The organism is Klebsiella sp. BIGb0407, assembly GCF_024807845.1.
Classification (GTDB): Bacteria; Pseudomonadota; Gammaproteobacteria; order Enterobacterales; family Enterobacteriaceae; genus JGM124.
In genome coordinates, this window is sequence record NZ_JANUEQ010000001.1 from 426,307 (window position 1) to 449,171 (window position 22,865).

Below are 22,865 nucleotides of genomic sequence, written 5' to 3' on the forward strand. Positions count from 1 at the left end.
CTCCAGTTATAAAGGATAGAGTTCATCAATTATTGCCATATAAATAAGACAGCAATAGCATGTCAGATAATCAGCACAACCTTTCATCAGATATTCTTTATAATCGATATTAAGCCCATGACTATCAGGGACCTCCCCTGAGTGAACATAATTGCACCTTACAGCATATATAAAGGCCATAATATCAGAGCTTCTATACTCCTCAAGCCATGAGATTGATGAGTTTTTCATTAATCGATTAAAACCATCCGCCAAAAATTTTCGCTGTTCTCCCGCGGCTGATGAAGAAAGAGTATCTAAATATAATATAGCTTGATTTGTCACATCAATATTTGACCCAGTAATGGTCTGCATGCTGGTAATATTAAAGTTTTCATTTATATCAACAAGATTATATTCATACCATTTTGTATAAATGAAACTATTATTAAAAAGATTAGCATATCCCATTGGATTGAAACTAAAATCCAAATTGTTTAGCATATATCTAACCTCTTTGGTTTCTGGCTCAATATCACCTAAGCCAGATGTCCGCTGCGAAATCAGCCATTTGATATTCTCTAGCTCTCTGGATTTTTTTCTTGTGTGACCAAATCCATATTCATTGATTGGCTGTTTAAAAAGTTCATAGCAGTACCACAGCTCTGATAATTTTAAAGTTGACAGGTGTGCTGACAGGTAATTAGTGGGGGCGGAGATACTGATGTATCTATCTATATCGCATGCCAGGTTAAATCTTTGATTGAACCTTACTAACAAATTAGCGCTGTCTCTTCCCGTATACTCTTTATATTGTTCCAGTAATGTTTTTTTTGTTTCTTCTAGTTCAACCATGATTTCTCTTGCTATTAATATTGTTTTATTTATGACATAAAGTTATCGTATCAATCAGGAAATATCAAATTTAATTTGAGAAAATAATGCCTGGGTTGATATTAAAGTAGTAAATTGTAGAAGTGATAATAATAGTTTCATATACGTGATGTTAGCCATGAGTATATTGATTGTTTTTATTAAGATTGAAACCCCCGAAACTTGTTATTGTTTGTGAGATGAAATTTATCTTATGGTAGCTTATTGTATTGTTGAGTTAACTTATAAAGAGAGTTGATTTTTATTTCTATTTTCCATGCTATTTTCATAAAAAAACACTCATTCTTTCGCTAGAGTCTCCGTTAATAACATCTATCGGCGTATTTTTATCATGTAAAAAATTAGTTTCATTATTGTGTATGAATCTAATGTATATAAATTAATGTTATATATTAAATAAGGGAAGGTATGTTGTTAGCAAATTTACGTATTGGGGTTAGACTCGGGGCCGGTTTTTCTGTCCTGATTATCATGTTGTTTGTAGTGAGTTTTTTTTCACTTTCTAAATTATCAGATTTCCAGTCTAATGCCCGTGGTATCGTGTCAGAGATCTATCCTTTAACCAAAGAGTCTAACAATCTTATCGATCTGGTTAATGAACATTTTATCGGCTATTCGCAGCTGATACTGGCGAGTGAGCAAGCGCGGCGTGAAGGATATTTGAGCAATATTATGGCTCATCGTAAGGAGATAGGAAGTCTGCTTGATAATATTGAACGAGGAATTACTAAAGAAAGTTCACGTAAATATACCGACGCGATTAATCAGCATCGTGCGAAATTTTTAACATCGGCAGATAAAGTCATTAGTGCGATACAGGCTGGAAATCGCTATGAAGCAGCAGAAGAATTCAATAATAACCTGAGTAAACTTCAGGCTCTGTATATCAATGCAGTGAAGGATATGGCGAACTACCAGGGTGATACCATGGACACCTCAATAGAGGTGATGGCGGTTGAATATAATAATGCACGTCTGATTTTACTGATCATTCTTGCGCTTTCTATTACCGCTAGTGTCGTTATCGCCTATTCGCTCACCCGAAGTGTAACTCGGCCTATTCAGCGAGCTTTGCAAGTGGCAGATAGCGTAGCTCAGGGGGATTTAACCTCGCAGATTAACGTCACCAGTACCGATGAAACTGGATTATTACTGAAATCGCTGGATCATATGAACACCAGTCTCAGTGCGCTGGTTGGGCAAGTTCGTGATGGTGCAGATACGATATCCATTGCAGCAACGCAAATTGCGGCTGGTAATCAGGATTTATCAGCACGTACTGAAGAACAGGCCAGTTCCCTGGAGGAAACGGCTTCCTCAATGGAGCAGTTAACGGCAACAATTAAAAACACCGCGGAAAATACCACTCAGGCTGCACATATTGCACATCAGGCAACCGACGCGGCGAAGAAAAGTGGTCAGGTGATGATTTCCGTTACGGAAAAAATGCGCGGTATCCGCGATTCTTCTTTGCGTATGGCGGAGATAATCAATGTCATTGATGGCATATCATTCCAGACCAATATTCTGGCGCTAAATGCTGCAGTAGAAGCGGCGAGGGCAGGTGAACAAGGTCGTGGATTCGCGGTCGTTGCAGGCGAAGTACGCTCTCTGGCTCAGTCCAGCGCCACTGCAGCCCGAGAGATAAAAGATTTAATCGATGACTCGGTGAGAAAAGTACAGGAAGGCATGCTGCTGGTAAATACTGCAGAGGAGACCATTGACGGGCTCACAGGGTTTGTTCGTGATGTTAACGAGGTGATCAGTGAAATTTCGCAGGCCAGTAGTGAACAGAGCGACGGGATCCATCAAATCAATATCGCTGTCGGACAAATAGATACCACGACTCAGCAGAATGCGGCTCTGGTAGAGGAGTCGGCTGCAGCGGCATTTTCTTTACAGGCACAGTCTCTCGCGCTGGCTGAATCGGTCAGTGCGTTCAAGCTACAACTGGCTAATGCTCAGTAAGGGAATGGGGTACCCGGAGTTGTTATAGAGCGCCGATATAAAATAACGACGGATGAGCCATGCTCATCCGCCAAATAATGCTACTGGAATATTTTTTGCACAAACTCAGCGTATGCCGGACGCCAGACATTCATTTCATGGCCTAATTCAGGATATTCCTTATAATCGAACTTAATACCTTTGCTGGTTAACTCATTTTTAAGGCTGGCAATATCAGCCCCTGTGACAATATCATTTTGTCCCACCACCAGAGTGAAGTTATTTAACTGGCGGTTAATCTCCTCTGGTTTATTCAACTGAGCAGCTACGCCTTTATTCGGAACAGTTTCAGTGGTGACACCGCTAAATGTTCCTAACCAGCCAAAACTGTCCAAATGATTCATTCCGGAAACCAGCGCCTGATAACCGCCTTGAGACAGTCCTGCCAGCGCACGCCCATTGGCATCAGAACGCACATTAAAGCGCTCGGCAACCAGCGGAATAATTTCGTTCATCAGTTCATTATCGGCAGCCTGGGCATTAAGCGGATAGAAAGTCTGGCGTCTGTCTTTAGGGGGGAAATCCTCAGGAACGGCTTCAGGAACGTCCGTTTCGGTATCCGCGATGACAACGAGCATGGGTTTGATTTTCTTTTCCGCCAGTAAATTATCCATTATCTGTGGAATACGCCCTTGCTCAACAGCGGAAAGCCCGGTATCACCAAAACCATGGTAGAAATAGAGCACCGGCAGTTTTTCTCCTGTGCCGGTATAACCTGGAGGCGTCCAGACATAGATATGTCTTTCTGCTTTCGATGCCGCAGAATGCCAGGCGATATCACGGACCTCACCGTGAGGTACTGGACGTTCATCTAAAATACTGCCCGGGATCAGCGTCAGACTGGTGTTAACCTGGCGCTGTGGCTTCTGGTAGCGGCTTCCGGTATCAACGGAACGAAAACCATCGATATCAAAAAAATATTCATATAATCCGGGTGCCATCGGCCCACTTTTCCATTCCCAGACTCCCCGATCATTTTTCGTCATCTCATGGGAGGCATAAGTTTGCGGGGTATCGCCCGTTACGACGGAAACTTTCTGCGCAGTGGGGGCAAAGAGACGATAAGTCATACTATTGTCCGCATTACGCGCAGAAATATACTGATTCAGCGGAATCGAAGGATCCGGACTTGATAATGCGGGAGCGGCGATAGCGCCAGATGAGGCCAGGGTGAGAATAAGTGCAATCAGGTTATATTTCACAGGCAGTGTTCCTCTGTTATTTTCTTTATCGTAATGATTATCATTAATAAAAAATGTGATGCGGATTATAGAGAAGATGTTAAGTTGTTAATGAGACTGTTTAATTTCCAGCCTGCTTTTTATCCTCAAGAAGGATTCAGCCCTGAATCGCCATCCGGCGAGGCCAGATGACTCAATCTCTGATGTATGAAATCAATGAGGGCTCTTGTTTTAGCGGGTAAGTAACGCCTGTCTGAGTAAAGTGCAAATAAATGCAATGGGGCTGCAGATTGTTGAAACGAAACTTCTATTAAGCTTCCATCCTTAATATAGGGCTGGCAGGCCTGTTTCGATAGAATGGCAAAACCGACACCTGCTACCGCGGCTCGTCCTGCCATCTCTCCGCTGTTTACCCGATAATGCCCATTGACCTTAATGGTTTCGAACCCTCCCTTTTTATTGACAAACTGCCAGGGCGTACCTTTTAGCGCACTCACTGTTGTAATACAGGGTAATTCTTCAAATTGCCGGATATCAGTAGGGGTGCCATAACGCTGAATGAGGGAGGGGGCTGCAACAATAGTGCAAGGGATAGTCATCAAATGACGGGCTATATAGTCGCTGTCATCCATCTGACCACGGGTAACAATAATAGCCAAATCCAGATCGTCCCGCAGGGATTCCAGTCCCGATAAATTGGTGACGCAGCTTATTTCCAGATCCGGATACTGACTGGCAAAATCGGCAACAACAGAACCCAGCAATGCAGGACCTATTTCATTGGGAATACAGATACGTAACGGGCCCTTGAGTTGCATTTGCTGCGATGTTAATTCTGTCTCCGTTTGTTCAAGCGCCTCCAGTATGGGTTTAGACCGGGCATAGAGCAGGTGCCCCATCTGGGTGAGTTTCATATGTCGGGTGCTGCGCTCAATAAGCTGAAGATTCAGTTTTTCTTCTAGCTGAGAAATACAACGACTCACATTTGATGTCGGCATTTCAAGCACTTTCGAGGCACCAACAAAACTTTCTTTTTCAACCACAGCAATGAACACTTTCAGTGAATTAATATCAAGACCCGGACGCATCAATTATCCCATATTTGATAATAATAATTCCAATTTTTACCATATAATAAAATAAATTGATAGCAGTTAGACTTGGATCTCTTTCATCCACAGGTTACTTGCTATGCCACTGCTCACACAGACGTTAAATCATAAAGCCCTTATGCGGATAGCCATAGTAATGGCTTTTATCCAGTTCACTAATGCGCTGGAATATATGATGTTTAATCCGATATTTGCTTTTATGGCCGCTGATTTCGCCGTTCCCGTATCATTCTCAGGATATGTATCCGGTATGTACACACTGGGAGCAGTCCTCGCGGGCGTTATCGCCTTTTACTGGATTAGTCGTTTCAATCAGAAACGTTTTTTAATCGCGAATATGGCTCTGTTAGGTCTGCTGACACTGTTGACCACCTTCACCTCCAGTTTTAGCCTTCTGCTGACGCTACGATTCTGTGCTGGACTAGTTGGAGGTACGACAATGGGGGTAGGTATCAGTATATTGATAAACAACGCGCCAACCGAGTTACGTGGAAAAATGCTGGCGACGGTGATTGCGTCATTTTCGATGGTAAGCATTATAGGAATGCCCGCGATATTATTTTTGTGTACTCATTATGGCTGGCATATTGCTTTAGGGTTAATCAGCGTACTTTGTTTACTCGCATTACCGCTGATTATATCCATCATCCCCCAGGATCCTGGCTCTTTCGAAACGCCCCGCAGGCTGGCTTTCAGCCCGGAGACTTTACTGTTTGCCTCCAGCAATGCGCTTGTCCAGTTTAGTCCGATGCTGGTCATTCCTGTTCTGGTACCCTTAATGACACAGCAGTTAGGGGCATCAGAAGATCAGTTACCCTGGCTGTTCTTCGCCGGGGGAATTGCAGGATATCTGTCTACAAAAATGACAGGCATATTAACCTGCCGTTTTTCTGCTTTGATTCTGGCCACGGCTTCAACCCTTGTGTTTATTCTGAGTTTGCTCATACCCGCTCTGGGCTATCAGCATGCTGCGCTATTTATGACATTATTTCTCGGGGCCTCATACAGTCGGCTGGTTTCATCTTCGGTAGTTGCGATTCAGTTTCCTGATGACAAGCAACGAGCAGGGTTCTCTTCATTACAGACATCAATAATGTATTTGCTTACCACCGTCGCATTTTTCCTCTCCGCTTTTCTATTACCTGATCACAATCTGGCACTATTGAATGTGAACAAATTGTTGGCAGTCTGTGCAATTACCGCGTTAGGATTCCCTGGTATTGTTATCATTCTGCAAAAGAGACTGGCTAAACGGCGGGTAGAGAATTCCTGAGCACGAGTAAAAATATAAAACAGAATAAATATTTTAAGTTAAAAACAAATAATGTCATTATCGATGCTCTTAATATTTGTTCCACTATTATCCCCGCATTAACATGGAGAATGATATGCACGGTTTCGTTCCTGAAGTGTTTTTAGCATCTATTGGTTCTGAGTGGTCTGTTGATGAAAAGCAGCAAATTCTGACCGGTTTCGCCCATCCGGTCAGTGATATTTATATCGATCCTTCCTGTAATCAGCCCGATTCGGTCGCAGCACCGCGCCATGATGCGGCGACCTTGATGGCTCCGGCTCCCAAGGGGGATTTCCAGTTATCCTCGACGGTCACGGTGGGTTTCAAAGAGACGTTTGATGCGGGCGTGCTGTTACTAAGAGCAAGTGAACAGGTCTGGGCCAAACTGTGTTTTGAATACTCTCCGGATGGTGAGGCGATGGTGGTGTCGGTGGTGAATAAAGGTAAAACATCAGACGATGCTAATGCCTTTGTTGTCTCTGGTTCCACGGTGGGATTACGTATATCCCGTAAAGCTAATGTTTATTCGTTTCATGCCGCAGTGGAAAAAAATCGCTGGATCTTTATCCGTGCCTTTTCATTTGATGAGGTGACCCAGAGTACCATTGATGAAATGACCCTGGGCTTTATGACCCAGTCTCCGAATGGAGAAGGGTGCAAGGTTGAATTTGGCGATATTTCACTGACGCATACCACGCTTGCCTCTCTCAGAGACGGAAATTGATATTCAGACTCAACCGATCTATCTGAAATTTTGAGGTTGAATATGTGAAATGGTTCACAATTATTATCTGGTCTGAGTGAAACCCGATTGCTAAGTTTATCGGCTTATGGTTAATTAAACGCTGGATTGTAACTGTGAATAACAGGCAAAACCTAGAAAGAGTCATGACTCTTTTTATGTTTTGCCTTTTTTTTTGGGTAAAATATGCGTATTCAACGGGTTCTTAATAACAATGTTGTCGTGGCACATGATGCCGTAAACCATGAATGCATTATCATTGGTAAAGGTATTGGTTTTGGTAAAAAAACCGGCGATATCATTGACCCTTCTCTTTCCCAGAAAATATACCGCCACGATGAGAATATTAACCTGACTTCCGGTCAGGATTATTATTCTGATATTCCTGAGTCGCTTTTTCATATTGTCTCCGAGATTGTCACTCAAGCTAAAACCAGACTTGACCGTAATATACACAAAAGCGTATATGCATCTCTGCTTGACCATCTTAATTTCGCTATTGAACGTGACCGCCTTGGAAAGCGTATTAAAAACCAGCTGCTGTGGGATATAAAAAGACTGTATCGCGAAGAGTTTCGTATTGGCAGTGAAGCTATTGATAAAATTAACCAGCAACTCGGTACCGCGCTGGATGAAAATGAAGCTGCCTTTGTAGCGTTGCACCTCCTCAATGCCCAGCAAGACGGCACTATGCCTGATGTCAGCGATGTCTCTAAAATCATTCAGGAAACTCTGAATATTATTAAGTACCATTTCCGTATCGAATACAAAGAAGACTCACTGAATTTTCAGCGGCTGGTGACACATCTTAAATTTTTCGCCCACCGCTTATTAAGCAACTCCTATGTAGATAATCGGGATGGTTCTCTGAATGAACTGGTTTCGATGAAATATAAACAGTCACATGAGTGCGCGGTGAAAATAAGTGATTTTATTAATAAAAATTACGGAAGAAAGCTCACCGATGATGAGGTGATGTTTTTAACCATACATACGGAAAATCTTAGAAACGAATAATCCGTACTGAATTAAAAAAGCTATTTCCTAAAATCAATTCCAGAATTGAGGTCTCACTATGTCCGAATTTGATAGTCTGGCACGCAAAATAATAGATGATATTGGCGGGAAAGATAATGTTATTCATTTAACGCACTGTATTACTCGACTGCGTTTTACCCTTCGTGATACGGCGTTATTTAATATTGAAGCGCTGAACAGGCTGCCGGGTGTGATAATGGCGGTGAACAGTAACGAGCAGTGCCAGGTGGTTATCGGCAATGATGTCACTAAAGTTTATGACGCTATCTATGCCGCCGGACTCGTCTCCAGTAATGACTCAGTTGTGGAGGCAGATAAAAAGTCAGGTAAAGGGAATATTGTTGGCGCGGTATTTAATAAAATGTCGTCAATTCTGGTGCCAATTGTACCGGCACTTGCTGGCGCGGGTATGATTAAAGCGCTGCTGGTAATTCTAACCACCTATAATTTTCTGGCCGCGGACACCAGTACCTATAAAATCCTTGCGGCGGCCAGCAACAGCGTGTTCTTTTTTCTGCCGTTATTTCTGGCTTTTTCCTGCGCCCGGTCCTTTGGTACTAACCCCTTTGTCAGCGTGGCGATTGTCGGGGCATTACTTGAGCCTAACTTTACCGGACTGATGCAGGCCCCTGGCGATATCGTGACCTTTATCGGTATCCCGGTGGTACTGATGAAATACTCGTCCACTCTGATCCCGGCGATTCTGTCTATCTGGCTCTACTCATATGTTGAGCGGTTCCTGAAAAAAATCATCCATCAGAGTATCGAGTCTGTCGCAGTACCTATGCTCGGATTACTGATTATGGTGCCGACTATCGCTATCGTGATTGGTCCTATCGGCGTCTATCTCGGTGACGGTATTGGTCACGCTATCGGCTATATGACCGGAGTCAGCGGGGTACTTACCGGGGCCCTGATTGGCGGAGGGTGGACCATTCTGGTGATGTTCGGTCTGCACTGGGGCCTGGTGCCGGTGATGATCAATAACCTTACGATGCATGGCTCGGATACCATCAAACCTGCGGCAGCAATGGCCACTTTCTCTCAGGCTGGCGTGGCGCTGGGTGTGTTCCTGAAGGCAAAAGATAAAAAACTGAAGTCTTTTGCCTTGTCAGCGATGATCCCGGCGTTATTTGCGGGTGTAACCGAACCCGTTGTTTATGGTCTGTCAGTAAAATATAAACGCCCGCTAATCGCTTCTATTATTGCCGGTACGCTAGCGGGTGGTTTTGTCGGCGGTATGGGCACCACGGTGATTGCCTACGTCTTCCCGTCAATCACCACGCTGCCTGCTTTTATGACTGATACTTTTGCCTACTACCTTATCGGCTTAAGTATGGCCTTCGGACTTTCAGCGATACTGACTTATCTGTTTGGATTTGATGAGGGTATTGAGTCCGCCCCCGCCGCTGCAGCTGATACAACGAAAGCCCCCGATGCGGCGAAAGTAGCTGAGAAACCGGTACCTGCAGCGGATACTGCCCTGACAGTTAATTATCTTGTTTCGCCGATACAGGGGACGGTTATTCCGTTAGACCAGGTAAAGGATCCGGTATTTGCCAGCGAGTCGGTAGGCAAAGGAATCGCCATCATTCCAGAAGAAGGTTTGGTTTATTCCCCGGTCGACGGCGAAATCAGTAAGCTCTTTCATACCCACCATGCCATATGCATTACCTCAGATGATGGAGCCGAGATCATTATTCATATCGGGCTCGATACCGTCCGCCTTAATGGCAAATATTTTACTGCCTCAGTTAATGAAGGGGATCGCGTTACAGCGGGCCAGCTTTTACTTTCCTTTGATATTGATGCTATCCGTGCGGAAGGCTATGACCTGACTACGCCTGTCGTCGTCGCCAATACCTGTGACTATCAGGTTATCACCCCCACGGATCAACAGACCATCCGGTCTGGAAATCGTCTACTCACTTTACAGCCTGAATAAATAAACTGAATTGGAGATACGTTATGTCTAAACAAATAATCACCGGATTCCCTGATAATTTTCTCTGGGGTGGCGCCGTTGCCGCGAATCAGGTTGAAGGTGGCTCAGGTGCAGGCGGAAAAGGGCTATCAACCGCAGATATGGCTGTATATCGCGATGCGCTGGGGCGTGGAGAATATGAAAAACATTATTCCATCAGCGACCAGCAAATTCAGGAGGCTATTGCAGCGACCGATATCAGCTCCTATCCGAAACGTCGGGGTATCGATTTCTTCCATCGCTATAAAGAAGACCTGGCGCTGTTTGGTGAGATGGGCTTTAAAGTCTTACGTGTTTCTATTGCCTGGACGCGTATCTTCCCGAATGGAACGGAAGAGCAGCCCAATGAAGAGGGGCTTCAATTCTATGATGACTTATTCGATGAGATGATTAAAAATAACATCGAACCCCTTGTGACACTGTCACATTATGAGATGCCGATCCATCTGGTTAATGAGTGTAATGGCTGGCTTGACAGAAAAGTCGTCGGCTTATTTGAAAAATTTGCTATCAGCGTTTTTGAGCGTTATCGCAATAAGGTCAAATACTGGATAACCTTTAATGAAATCGACAGTATTATTCGCCATCCATTTACCACTGGCGGTATCGTACCGGACCGTTTCTCTGCAGACGAAATAGAGAATGTACTGTATCAGGCATTACACCATCAATTTGTTGCCAGTGCGCTGGCGGTTAAGCATTGTCATAATATTATCCCGGGTTCAAAAATCGGCTGTATGCTTACCCGTTTACTGACCTATGCAGAGAGCTGCGACCCGAATGATATGTTACTGGCCCACAGAGAAAACCAGCTTAACTATTTCTTCTCTGATGTGCAGATCAGAGGTTATTACCCGAGCCATATGAATCGCCGGTTCGCCGAAAAGAATATTGATATTGTGACGGAGCAGGGCGATGAAGAGATCCTGCGTCAGCATACCGTGGATTTCCTCTCATTCAGTTATTACATGTCGCTGGTGACCAGTATTAACGCCGATAAAATGGATAAAGTGAGCGGTAATATCGCCGGTGGCGTTAAAAACCCTTACCTGGAAAAAACTGAATGGGACTGGCAGATTGACCCGGTAGGGCTGCGTATTGCCCTGAATGATATGTATGACAGATATCAGATCCCGCTGTTTGTCGTAGAAAACGGCATGGGCGCCACGGATACCCTTGGCCCGGATAATCAAATTATCGATGACTATCGTATTTCTTATTTCCAGGGCCATATCCGTGAAATGAGAGAAGCGGTTAAAGATGGCGTGGAATTGTGGGGATATACCTCCTGGGCTCCGATAGACTTGATCAGTGCTTCTACGTCTGAAATGGCGAAACGCTATGGCTTTATCTATGTTGACCAGGATAATTATGGTAACGGAACCCTTAATCGCCTGAGAAAGAAAAGCTTCTACTGGTATCAGAAGGTGATTGCCACTAATGGTGAAGAAATTTAGGTATAGATAACCGCTACTGTTAATCATTAACGACTGATATCTGGGTTAAATAAGTGACTCAGATATCAGTTTTTTTTATCGACCCTGTCATAATCTCAGCCTGAAAAAAACCTCCCATGCATCTGAAAAAAAAGAATAGATGGGAAAGCTAACGAACTTTTTCAATCTCAGAGACGTTATGAAGAAAAATTTTAATCTTTTTGTAGCAAGTTCAGCTCTTTCTCTGCTTGGGATAGAAGTTTTTCATATCACCTTACCTCTGTTAGCGTTAAGTCTTAATTTGGATCCTATTCAAATAAGCTGGTGTGTTTTCGCTTTCTACTGCCCGGTTATTTTCGTAAAAATTGCGTCCTCAACCTTTATTGAGCGAAAAAATAAGATCCGCATCCTGAAAATGAGTGAATCAGGAAGGATACTATGTACGCTTCTGTTTATTCTCTCATTGGCTTTCTTTAGTGATGATGGCCTGATGTGGATACTTGTTATTTCATTTCTTTATGGTGTTTTCACCGTATTTACTGAAGTGGCTGAGCCTGTTGTCATCAAGAACCTGATACAGGGGCAAGCTTCTACAGCAGCCTTGTCTACCTATGAAATCAGGACCCGGGCAGTACAATTGCTGGCACCGGCATTATGCGGGTATTTAATCGCAGTGGATGTTTTCCTACCCTATTATTTTAATCTTCTCCTCGCTATTTTTGCTCTGGGGTTTCTCTATTTTATTAAGATGCAGCATACTCCTCAGGTAAAAAAACAACGCTCAGGGATTACGGAGGATCTCGGCATTGCGGTGGGATGGTTAAAGCAGCATCGATTATTTTCGCTAATGATTCTTCTGACGGCAATTAACAACTTTCTTCATCCTATACTCTATCTCACGGTCATTTGGGATCTCAAAGAGCAGAATACCGCCTTTGAAATTACCGGCCTGGTTCTTTCCGGTCTGGGAGCCGGAGGTTTAATCGGCAGCTTTATTGCCAGAAAACTCATCAATACGCTTCCTCTGAGAAACCTGACACTGATTATTAATATTCTTCGCGTGCTGGTATTTGCCGGTTTTCTGGTATCCATGCATCCTGTCTGGGTCTTCATGCTCTTTGTCTTTAAAGCCATACTGGGCGGGGTGTGGAATGTCAGTTATAACGTATTTACCATTCAGGAAATGCCTGCTGAACTGGCAGCCCGGATATCGGCAATCAGCGGTACATTAGTGAAGCTTAGCGCCGGAGTTGGCAGCCTGATTGCCGGTTATATGCTGAGTATGGCAGGCTCCTTGACGACGCTAATAACGCTTGTGATCCTGACTCTTTTTATGCTGTCCTGTTCATTTGTCTGTAAGGCTGAATACAGTCAATATAATGAATCACGTTAAGTCAGGACTTCAATTAATATAAAAATTCAATGTGGTGATGCTTTTTAAATTAACAAAAAACGATTATTTTCCATTGAAAACCATCTGATTAACCACCGGGAACTCATTTTTATTTGATTTTTTTTTGCTCTTGATACTAATCTTCAGATGTAATCCGTCGTAGAGTTGAATGATAAGAGTTGATACTTACAGAAGGTGAGTAATGCAAAATTTCATCAGGCTTTTTGCATCTTTTGTTCCCTGGTCTGTTCTGGCCTGGGTGATGAAAACCCATATTGAATTAGAGTATAAGACCATCATCTGGCTTGCTCTCGTTACTTTTATGGTATGCCTTAATTTTCGGTTTTTAAAACTGGGCGACCCGGTTGCCTTCTCTAATATTGGGTGTTTTATCTTTATCTTCATTAATTACTTCACGTTTCATTTGGATTTTCCCATGCAACACCCCGCAACCCTTTGTTATGGCCTCCTGCTATCTGCTGCGCTGGTAAGCGTAGCGTTAAAAAGGCCGTTTACGATAAATTATGTCGGTGATAATATTCCAGAGGAGAAAAAGAAACATCCGGTGTTTATTTCTATCAATCAGATTATAACTATCGTCTGGTTTTTAGTATTTATTGTTAATGCAGTGATTAATTATTTCTTTGTATATACTATTGAAATAAGAATGCTTTCTTTTTTGGTCATTGTTATCGGTATGCTTGCATCAAGCTATCTTCCCGGCGTTATGCGCAAATACTACAGAAATAAATCAATAACGTAAGTTATTAGCAGTCTGGATCCCCAAACAGGCAAGGATCCAGACTCAACGATATTAACCCCCAGTCACCACATTAATCAGTTCATTCGCCAGCTGGCTAAAACGACTAATGCGCACAGTAAGTGGGCCGGTTTCACTGGCCGTACCGTATTTGGTCAGTTCCAGCGGGGCTTCAACCTGGGTTTTCTCGGCATAGATAGTTGACTCAGGAATAAGCTTCACGCGGGAAGGTTCCGGATTTGCCACGGTGGAGACTACCAGCCAGCGGGGGGCGTTCATACCGGGCTGAACCAGCATGCTGGCAAACAGGCGATGGCTTTGCAGGACCGCAGGGGTACGATAGACAAAATCCTTGTACGCCAGTTTCTGGAGGGGTTTCCAGTCAGCATCGTAGACTACGGCTTCTGCAGCAAGGAACTGCTCGTTATTCAAGGGAGCAGTGAACTCGATGGTATAAGCCGTATCGGTATTGGGCAGAGCCACGACCTGGGCACGGGCATTGCTGGTGCCTTCACTGATTTTTGGCGTTTGTGCGTCAAAATTGAGCGTCAGTCCTGATTTACCGTTAAAACTCTGTACCGGCAGTTGATTCAGTGCAGTGCAGCAGGCTGCCTGACTGACAGCCGGGGTATTCACTGTAGAAGTCAGGTTCTGGGCACAACCACTCAGAAATAACAGGCTAAAAGCCACTGGGATTATTTTTTTCATCATTTTCTCCTGAAGAGCGTTGTCCGTTACCACCACAGCTCGAAGTTAAATCCAAAGGTCACTTCTTCGGTGCTTCCTTTATCGCTTTTCACCGGCGCCGCATACTTATAGGTTTCACCGTAGCTGTTAAGACGTTCCCATTGTGTATCGGAGTCAGACCAGGTCACAAACAGACGCAGAGCCGGACGCGCCCAGACACCTTTACCTGCCTGAATCATCTGTGCCAGGGTCACTTTATACATATCGTTGACGCCAGCATTGTTCTGGGCATCAACACGCTCGTAGCCAAATTCCAGCGCGGTTGCCAGATATTCATTCCAGCTGTATTGCGGACGTAAACCGGCACTGAACCAGGTCATCCCGCGCTTATTATCGAGATTAAGATCCTGCCAGGCAATGGAATACATGCTCTGGATATTATCGGTGAAGTTTAACTCACCATAGTTGAAGATACGCCAGCTGTAACCGTTGTGGTCGACGCCGGTGTTATATTTTGTCGAACTGGCACCCTCAGCACTCATCAGACCGCCTGCAAGGGCATCACGTCCGTACTGGAAGGCGAGGGAGTTGCTACCCATTGCCCAGGCCTGACGATAAATCATCGACAGCATGGAACCGTTAGTGGTGATATCTTTATCATTGTAACTGGAATTCTGAGTGAAAACGTAGTTGAGACCGGTAGTTAAATCCGCATCATCAGAAAGTTTCAGGTCGCTCAGACGGACGTCGATATTGTGCAGAACACGCTCATCAGCGCTGGACTCTGGTGCCAGCCAGGCAATGCTCCCTTTGGCAAAACCAAAATCAACGTTTTCGAGACCGGTACCGTTGTCAGAGACATCCCAGTATTTAACGTCAATCATGTGGACTTCATAACGTTGATAAAAACGCTTACCGACCCAGACTTTGGCATCAGGCTGACCGGGGATAATATTATAGACCGAAGCCCAGGTTTGCAAAGTACCGACATCGCCCCATTTATCACCGCTGCCGATATACCAGGTGAAATCAAAAATAGCATCAGTGTCAGTGGTAATATCCGTTTTGAATCCACCTTCCCACCAGTTCATTTCATTACCTAAACGGTAATTACCAAAACCTTCTGAGGCACGAATAACGGTATCGAGTTTTCCTTTACCATCATTTCTGTTTTTATTATTGGTATAAATATTACCCCATTTGACATAACCGATGGGAGTAAAGTTTTCCAGTTGTGCGGCTGAGGCAGAAAAAGGCAAAGCTAACGCGAGCAGAGGTAAAAGACCACGGCGAGTCATCATAAAAAATTCCATGCTGTATTTATTAAAAGAGTGGCATTACCGGCAGCATTACACTGCCGGAGTGATAGTAAAATTAAGTACGTTTCTCAACTAATGCAGCCATAACATCATCATGATATTGGCCGTTCAGTTTGTAATAGCGACGGTAAATTAAATAGCTTGAGGCGACTAATACAAATGGAATGCCGATCATTAATATGCGCATACCAAATATAGTTTCAGCACTCTGTACTTCATTTGGAATATAGCCAATAAACGTCAGACCCATACCAATCAGGAAGCCTGCGAATGCAGCAGCCGCTTTTACCAGCATAGTCTGTACTGAGAAGATAATACTTTCACTGCGCATACCGGTTTTATATTCGCCGTAGTCTACGACGTCAGCCAGCATAACGGTTGCCATCGCCAGCGAGAAGCCTGAACCCAGCTTAAGCAGAGCACCAGAGAGGCCAACCAGAATATGACTATCCGGCATAAAGATGCTTGAGAACAGCAGGATAAGGCAGCTTAATAGCGGGAACAGGCAAGCCAGACGCCAGACGGTCGGGCGTGATAATTTCGATACGACTTTCGGGAACAGCAACAGTCCGGCAATTTCCGCAGCGCCTGAAAGCATCATAAATACCGGGAACAGATCTTTATTACCGATTGCGTAGGCAAAGTAATAAATCGCAAAGCCACCCGCCAACTGCATCGCCATGTTAAAGGTCAGGACGATACCAATCAGGGCTTTGAGCTGATCGTTTTTGGTGATGATATTGATCATATCTTTGAAACTGATTTTTGGCTTGCTGACTTTTACATCGACAGTTTCTTTAACGTTAACGACGGTTATCACTGCGCTGATAATAAAGAAAATCGCGATAACTATGCTGACATTGACAAAACCGCTGGCGCTGTCGCCATTACCCAGCCATTCAATTGCTTTCAGGCCAAAGGCACCCATCAGCAACCAGGCAAGGCTTGCGAACAGACGCGGTATAACAACAATTTTTTCGCGGTCTTTTTTCTCTTTGGTTAATGACGGGATCATTGACCAGTAAGGAATATCCATGATCGTGTAGGTCATGCCCCATAATATATAAGAGACTGAAGCATAAAAATAAAGCCAGAAGCCGGTAAATTCATGGGCGACAAAAACCCCAACCATCACGACGGAGTTAATAATCGTACCGATTAAAATCCATGGACGGAATTTACCGAAGCGACTGTGGGTATTATCAACAATTAACCCCATTACCGGGTCAGTGACGGCATCCCAGATCCTGGCGAATAAGAACAGCGAACCGACAAAGGCCGCTGAAAGGCCAACCACGTCGGTATAATAGAACATCAAATAGAGGTAGATAATTGAACAGGCAAGATCCTTGCCCAGCGCTCCGATACCGTAGGAGAGCTTACTTGTATTGCTGATACTCATATTTTTCCTTTATTTTTTTTAAGACATCAGTTCAGAGAAAAGATTAATCCTGTGCCTCAACCAGCAGTAGCACAGCAGATTCAGGGTCCATTACCGGCATCGCCAGGCCCGCGTGTTGCAGCCAGTCGCCTGTGACTTCAACGCCTTCAGCTACCCAGGCAGGCTGAGTACTGACAATGCCATGGCGGAAGTTTTCAGCCGAATCGATGACGCTTACGCGATAGGTAACCTCTGGATCCAGTCCTTGCAGACGAAGCGCACCGCTCATCGCCCAGGTTGGCATCGCCAGTTGAGCAACCGCCACCAGCGCCTGACGTCGGTCTGCAGAAACAATAGAGGTGATGCTCTGTGCAGCAGAATCATCGCTATCGAGGCGGTAGAGGGTGCCTTCATGAATCAACTGACGATATTTTTTATAGATGTCGATATAGCGGCTGAAGCCAGCTTTATCTTCATCGGAGGCTTTAAGCGGGTCCAGTTCGATGCCTAAATGACCGAACAGAGCGGTAATACCCCGGAAGTGGATATCCGAAACGCGACGGGTAGAGTGGCTTTTTTTCGCACCGATATGCGCGCCCATCACTTCCGGCGGGAAGAAGTAGCTGAAGCCGCGCTGGATAGCATGACGCTCAAGGGCATCATTATTGTCTGACGGCCAGAAACGCTGAACATGGCGCAGAATTTCATAGTCGATACGCCCGCCGCCAGCAGCACAGGACTCAATATCCACGTCCGGGTGCTTCGCTCGTAATGCGGCCATCAGGGCGTAGACGCGTTCCACCTGGAGAGTTTGTGCCGGGCGTTGCTCATGGCCGGGCTGGACGACTTCTCGGTTCATATCCCACTTCAGATAGGAGATTTTGTAGCGGCTCAGCAGAGTATCGAGGCGTTCAAACAGATAATTAAAGACCTCATCGTTACACAGGTTCAATACGTACTGGTTACGACCAATCGGCTGCTGATAGTCGCTCAATTGTAGTAACCAGTCAGGATGCTGACGGTAGAGATCGGAGTTTTTGCTGATCATCTCTGGCTCAACCCACAGCCCAAAAGTCATGCCTTGTTTCAGGACATGGGCAATGACAGGTTCCAGTCCCTGCGGGTATTTTTTCTCATCAACAATCCAGTCGCCCAATGCGGCTTTATCATCGTTGCGGCCAAGGAACCAGCCATCGTCGATAATAAAACGCTCAACGCCCATCTGTGCGGCCTGAGTTGCCATCTCCATGATGTACTGTGGGTCATGGTCAAAATAGATCCCTTCCCAGGTATTAAGATGCACCTGGCGAGGTTTATCTGAGCTGAAGCTGAGAAGCTGACGGCGAATATGGTTGTGGAACTGCTGGCTCATACCATTCAGGCCGCGACCGCTCCAGGTGGCGTAAAGCAGGGGAGTCGTCACGCTTTCTCCGGCCTGCAAGACGATTTCTCCCGGGACATACAGCGCTTCGCCCTGGAGAACACGGCGGCCATCGGCTTTAACGTCGATGCGCATGCGATGGTTACCGCTCCAGGCAAGATGGGCTCCCCAGACTTCGCCGTGGTTTTCACCAAAGCCCGGCGTTCCGGTGACCAGTGCCGGGTAATGCTGATGCGAGGTGCGACCCCGGCGGTTTTCCTGCTGATAACCACCGTGAATTAATGAATGACGATGTTGCTGGAATTCATAGACCCAGCGACCGTAAAAGGAAAGGCACTCGCTGGCGCGTTCCGGTAAGGGAAGAGTGATAGCCAGACGGGAAACATCGTAGGCTGTATCACCCGTATTTGTCAGGGTGTGGCTGAGTCTGATGACATCACAGTCGCGGTCAAACAGCAGGTGTGAGGTAACGCGCAAGCCCGCAGCGGTGTCTTCGCTGTGGATCTCTAAGCCCTCGGCAGTTTCTTCTATTTTGCTGATAGTGAAGACAGGTGACCAGTGCTTGCCATTACGCTGTCCTTCAATTCCAGGACTTCCGAATAAACCCCTACCATTTTCAGCCATCAGAGATACGGGGGTATCGGTATCCAGTCGCCCATAAGGTACCGCGCGACTCAGCGCAAGTTTAGCGCCTGGACTTGGGGCAAGTTTACGTCCCCAGTAAAGGATCTCTCCGCCGTTAGCGGGATCGATACACAAAGTAGAAGTGTTTCCTGAGAGAAAGCGCGTTGGTTCCATCACATCGTCCTGTTAATAAATGCCTGATGATGGCAGAGATATTAACAGCCATTACAAAATGTAATTGTGACCGCTCACTCAAAAATTGTTAGGAGTTTTGTTTTTTTCGACAAAAATGGAGTTTTTAATTAATTAATTGTAAGTACAATAATAATACCGCCTTGATATATATAGATTGTTTTAATATGTGAGCGGTTTTCAATTATTTCAGGCTTACAGGTGAAATGGTCTTTATAAAAGGGAAAACGGCGGCTCAGATGGCCGCCGTTTGAGGGGAAATGTTGTTAAATTAGCGACGAGCCCAGCGCAGGCTGTAGTGATAGTGTTGTTTTTGTAACAGATACTCAGGTGAGACACTCGGACTCCAGGAGTCGTCACCGCCAATACCCATATGGAAACCATCGATATTCAGCCAGGTACCAGGCTCTTCAACCAGCAGATGACGGTGGGAAGTCTCACGCAACTGTGTCTGACCATAACGGCTCAGATTAAACTGGAAGTCGCCACTCCAGCGGTGATTACCGTAGTCAAGACGGCGGGTTCCACAGCGCAGGCCGTTTTCACTCGGGAATACATAAGGAGTGTACATATCTGCCAGCGGACGCTGCCAGAGATCGAAACGTGCGGAATGAAGGCGGTCAGGATAGTTCTCATGCGGACCTAAACCTAACCAGCTCACCTGAGACTCGAATTCTGCCAGCTGACAGGTCAGGCCGATACGTGCCGGAGCAGGGGTTCCGCGGGCAATATCGACATCAACGTTGATCTGTAACTCACCTTGATTATCAATCAGATAGGTTTTACGACTGATAAACAGTAACTTACCGTCTGCCACCCAGTGGTGTACTGAACGCAATTGCACGGCCTGTGCCAGGGCATCAGCATGCAGACTGATGGCACGACTTTGCATCCGGTAATGTCCGGCGGCTTTCCAGCGCTCTACCCAGGCATTAGGGTCAATGCGTGTGACTTCACTGACGCCAATATCATTGTCCAGCGGGGCGCGGGTAAACTGATCCAGTAATGGAGTCAACAGCAGGTTCTCACCCTTGCTAGTCCACTGAGTCAACAGGCCGCTGATTCTGTCAAACTGCCACTGCTGGTCATCATGCTGAATTTGATAGTAAGTATCAGTGGTTGTCAGAACCGGGACGTTACCCTCTGCCACTTCCGTCGTATCGGATAATACTCCCGGCAACTGCCACTGTTCATGGGCGCAGATATGGCCGGCTTCACTCCAAATGGTGGCTGCATTCTGGTGGACTTCGATATTCAGCCATGCCTGACCGCTACGGGTAATATCAGGTAAATCAAGGCTAATAACTTGCTGACCCTGAGGCGCAATATTAAGTGTCACATGACCACTGGCCAGCGTTTCACCATCCAGTTTAACGTCCCAGACGAGCTGCTCGTTATCAGTACTACGGAACAGATATTCACTGGTGACTTCCAGCTGATTGTCCGGCAGTAAACGGAACTGGAAGAACTGCTGGGCGTGGCGAGCTTCATACAAGGATGGATGTGGTGTGCGGTCGGCAAAGACCAGACCATCCATGCAGAACTGACGATCGTTTGGCGTGTCGCCAAAATCCCCGCCATAGGCCGAGAAGGTCTGACCGTTTTCATCACGTTTATTCAGCGACTGATCGACCCAGTCCCAGATAAATCCACCTTGCAGACGCGGATACTGACGGAAGGCTTCCCAGTATTTATGGAAACCTCCGAGGCTATTCCCCATGGCATGGGCATATTCGCAGAGGATCAGCGGGCGTGACTCACCAGGCATACCGACCCATTTTTTAATCGACCATTTAGGGACTTGTGGGAAGGGCTGATCCTCGTCGACGCGCGCATACATCGGGCAAATAATGTCGGTCGCTGCGCTGTCACCACCGCCGCCTTCATAATGTACCGGGCGGCTTGGGTCATTAGATTTGATCCAGCTGTACAGAGCATCATGGTTATCACCGTGACCCGACTCATTGCCCAGAGACCAGATGATAATCGACGGATGGTTACGGTCACGCTGTACCATACGCGTGACGCGTTCGGTCATGGCGGGCAGCCAGCGCGGATCGTTACTCAGGCGATTCATCGGCACCATACCGTGAGTTTCGATATTGGCTTCATCGACGACATAGAGCCCATAATAATCGCACAGGCGATACCACTGGGGATGATTAGGGTAGTGGGAGCAGCGTGTTGCGTTAAAGTTATTCTGTTTCATCAACAGAATGTCCTGACGCATGGTCTCAATATCCATCACCTGACCGTTATCCGGATGGTGTTCATGACGGTTAACACCACGGATTAGCAGCGGCTTACCGTTGATGGTCAGCAGGCCGTTACTGATGCTAACGGTTCTGAAGCCGGTGTCATAAGCTTCCGCTTCGATAACGGTTTTACCGCGTTTCAGCGCGACCACTGTACGGTAAAGTGTCGGTATCTCGGCACTCCACAACGCGGGATTATCTACAGGCAGACGCAGCGTGGTGCGATCGTTGTAACGGCCACGCTCATCGATAATATCGCTTTCAATTGCTTGTTCCGCCTGAGCAACAAGACTGTCACCGAGCCATAGCTGGACTTCAACCCTGTCCGTATCGCTGATATCACCCTCGACTACTACCAGTGTTTCCAATGTTGCGCGGGTAAAATCATCATTAAGACGGGTGTTTATCTGGATATCGGCCAAATGGGTATCAGGTTTATGCAACAGAGTGACATCGCGGAAGATACCGCTCATGCGCCACATATCCTGATCCTCAAGATAGGAGCCATCACTCCAGCGCAGCACCATTACGGCAAGACGGTTTTCACCCGCTACCAGTACCTGACTGAGATCAAATTCTGACGGCAGGCGACTGTCCTGGGCGTAACCTATCCACTGACCATTACACCAAAGATGGAAGGCCGAGTTGACGCCATCAAGGACGATACGTGTCTGTCCGCTAGCAAGCCAGTCCGGGTTAACATTGAATGTGAGCGAGTAACAGCCGGTTGGATTCTCTTCTGGCACAAAGGGTGGATTAACCGGGATCGGGTAGGTGACGTTGGTATAGATTGGTGCATCATAACCGGCCATCTGCCAGTTAGAAGGAACGTCTATATTGTGAGCGCTCTCCAGATCGTTTTCCAGCCAGTTTTCCGGAACCTGTTCTGGCTGAGTAAAATAACTGAACTTCCAGCGTCCATTCAAATTCTGGATCGACTTTGATGGTGTATCGTTCCGGGCATCCGCCGTTATCCGCCAGCTGGAAAACGGCGGATGTGCTGCCAGAATATTTAGTTGGGTGACGGCCGGGTTTTCCCAGTCACGGCGGGCGAGTACGGCGGCTAATGAGAGAGGTCTTTGGCTCATCATTCAGGTTCCTTCAGTAATTTTGTTATCCGCTCACAATTTTAACTACTATGCGAGGATACCTGACGTTTGTAAAGCATCATTACGGTAGAGGGTGATGGTATTCACAATAATTGCC

At 45.9% G+C, this 22,865-nt stretch carries 16 protein-coding genes; 8 read left to right on the forward strand and 8 right to left on the reverse strand.

Going from position 1 to position 22,865, the window contains the following annotated elements; translation table 11 throughout:
• Nucleotides 1-6: 6 nt before the first annotated feature.
• Complete coding sequence (locus tag M2387_RS02045; protein WP_259046849.1) at nucleotides 7-834, reverse strand: hypothetical protein; 828 nt, start codon at nucleotides 832-834, stop codon at nucleotides 7-9.
• 447 nt (nucleotides 835-1,281) lie between these two features.
• Between M2387_RS02045 and M2387_RS02050 the strand changes: the two genes are divergently transcribed.
• A complete protein-coding gene (locus M2387_RS02050) occupies nucleotides 1,282-2,841 on the forward strand; it encodes a methyl-accepting chemotaxis protein (RefSeq protein ID WP_259046850.1) in 1,560 nt (519 codons plus the stop codon).
• Nucleotides 2,842-2,921: 80 nt separating this feature from the next.
• Here the strand turns inward: M2387_RS02050 and M2387_RS02055 are convergent, their stop codons facing one another.
• Entirely contained in the window at nucleotides 2,922-4,082 is a 1,161-nt protein-coding gene (locus M2387_RS02055) for an esterase (RefSeq protein WP_409039421.1), read from the reverse strand.
• Nucleotides 4,083-4,207: 125 nt separating this feature from the next.
• Entirely contained in the window at nucleotides 4,208-5,149 is a 942-nt protein-coding gene (locus tag M2387_RS02060; RefSeq protein WP_259046851.1) for a LysR family transcriptional regulator, read from the reverse strand.
• A 103-nt stretch (nucleotides 5,150-5,252) separates the two neighbouring features.
• On the opposite strand from M2387_RS02060, the gene M2387_RS02065 reads away from it, so the two are divergent.
• The 7 genes from M2387_RS02065 (at nucleotide 5,253) to M2387_RS02095 (ending at nucleotide 13,823) form a co-directional block, all read left to right on the forward strand.
• Nucleotides 5,253-6,446 (forward strand): MFS transporter, encoded by a 1,194-nt coding sequence (locus tag M2387_RS02065; protein ID WP_259046852.1) that lies wholly within the window; start codon nucleotides 5,253-5,255, stop codon nucleotides 6,444-6,446.
• A gap of 115 nt (nucleotides 6,447-6,561) precedes the next feature.
• Entirely contained in the window at nucleotides 6,562-7,191 is a 630-nt protein-coding gene (locus tag M2387_RS02070; protein ID WP_259046853.1) for a DUF1349 domain-containing protein, read from the forward strand.
• Between the two features lie 204 nt (nucleotides 7,192-7,395).
• Nucleotides 7,396-8,226, forward strand: a complete 831-nt coding sequence (gene licT / locus M2387_RS02075) for a BglG family transcription antiterminator LicT (RefSeq protein ID WP_259046854.1) — start codon at nucleotides 7,396-7,398, stop codon at nucleotides 8,224-8,226.
• Between the two features lie 58 nt (nucleotides 8,227-8,284).
• Complete coding sequence (locus M2387_RS02080) at nucleotides 8,285-10,192, forward strand: beta-glucoside-specific PTS transporter subunit IIABC (protein WP_259046856.1); 1,908 nt, start codon at nucleotides 8,285-8,287, stop codon at nucleotides 10,190-10,192.
• Between the two features lie 23 nt (nucleotides 10,193-10,215).
• Complete coding sequence (locus M2387_RS02085; RefSeq protein ID WP_310572752.1) at nucleotides 10,216-11,688, forward strand: glycoside hydrolase family 1 protein; 1,473 nt, start codon at nucleotides 10,216-10,218, stop codon at nucleotides 11,686-11,688.
• Nucleotides 11,689-11,866: 178 nt separating this feature from the next.
• Nucleotides 11,867-13,060, forward strand: a complete 1,194-nt coding sequence (locus M2387_RS02090) for an MFS transporter (protein WP_259046857.1) — start codon at nucleotides 11,867-11,869, stop codon at nucleotides 13,058-13,060.
• Between the two features lie 202 nt (nucleotides 13,061-13,262).
• Nucleotides 13,263-13,823, forward strand: coding sequence for a DUF3159 domain-containing protein (locus M2387_RS02095; RefSeq protein WP_259046858.1), 561 nt, complete (start codon nucleotides 13,263-13,265; stop codon nucleotides 13,821-13,823).
• 51 nt (nucleotides 13,824-13,874) lie between these two features.
• Here M2387_RS02095 and M2387_RS02100 read toward each other — a convergent pair whose 3' ends face one another.
• The 5 genes from M2387_RS02100 to M2387_RS02120 form a co-directional block, all read right to left on the reverse strand.
• Nucleotides 13,875-14,531, reverse strand: coding sequence for a MalM family protein (locus tag M2387_RS02100; RefSeq protein ID WP_259046860.1), 657 nt, complete (start codon nucleotides 14,529-14,531; stop codon nucleotides 13,875-13,877).
• Between the two features lie 23 nt (nucleotides 14,532-14,554).
• Complete coding sequence (locus M2387_RS02105; protein WP_259046861.1) at nucleotides 14,555-15,808, reverse strand: carbohydrate porin; 1,254 nt, start codon at nucleotides 15,806-15,808, stop codon at nucleotides 14,555-14,557.
• A 73-nt stretch (nucleotides 15,809-15,881) separates the two neighbouring features.
• Nucleotides 15,882-17,228: a melibiose:sodium transporter MelB gene (gene melB / locus M2387_RS02110; protein WP_259046862.1), complete on the reverse strand. Its 1,347-nt coding sequence runs from the start codon at nucleotides 17,226-17,228 to the stop codon at nucleotides 15,882-15,884.
• A 43-nt stretch (nucleotides 17,229-17,271) separates the two neighbouring features.
• Nucleotides 17,272-19,386, reverse strand: a complete 2,115-nt coding sequence (locus M2387_RS02115) for an alpha-galactosidase (RefSeq protein WP_259046863.1) — start codon at nucleotides 19,384-19,386, stop codon at nucleotides 17,272-17,274.
• A gap of 289 nt (nucleotides 19,387-19,675) precedes the next feature.
• Complete coding sequence (locus tag M2387_RS02120; RefSeq protein ID WP_259048247.1) at nucleotides 19,676-22,747, reverse strand: beta-galactosidase; 3,072 nt, start codon at nucleotides 22,745-22,747, stop codon at nucleotides 19,676-19,678.
• Between the last annotated feature and the right edge of the window lie 118 nt (nucleotides 22,748-22,865).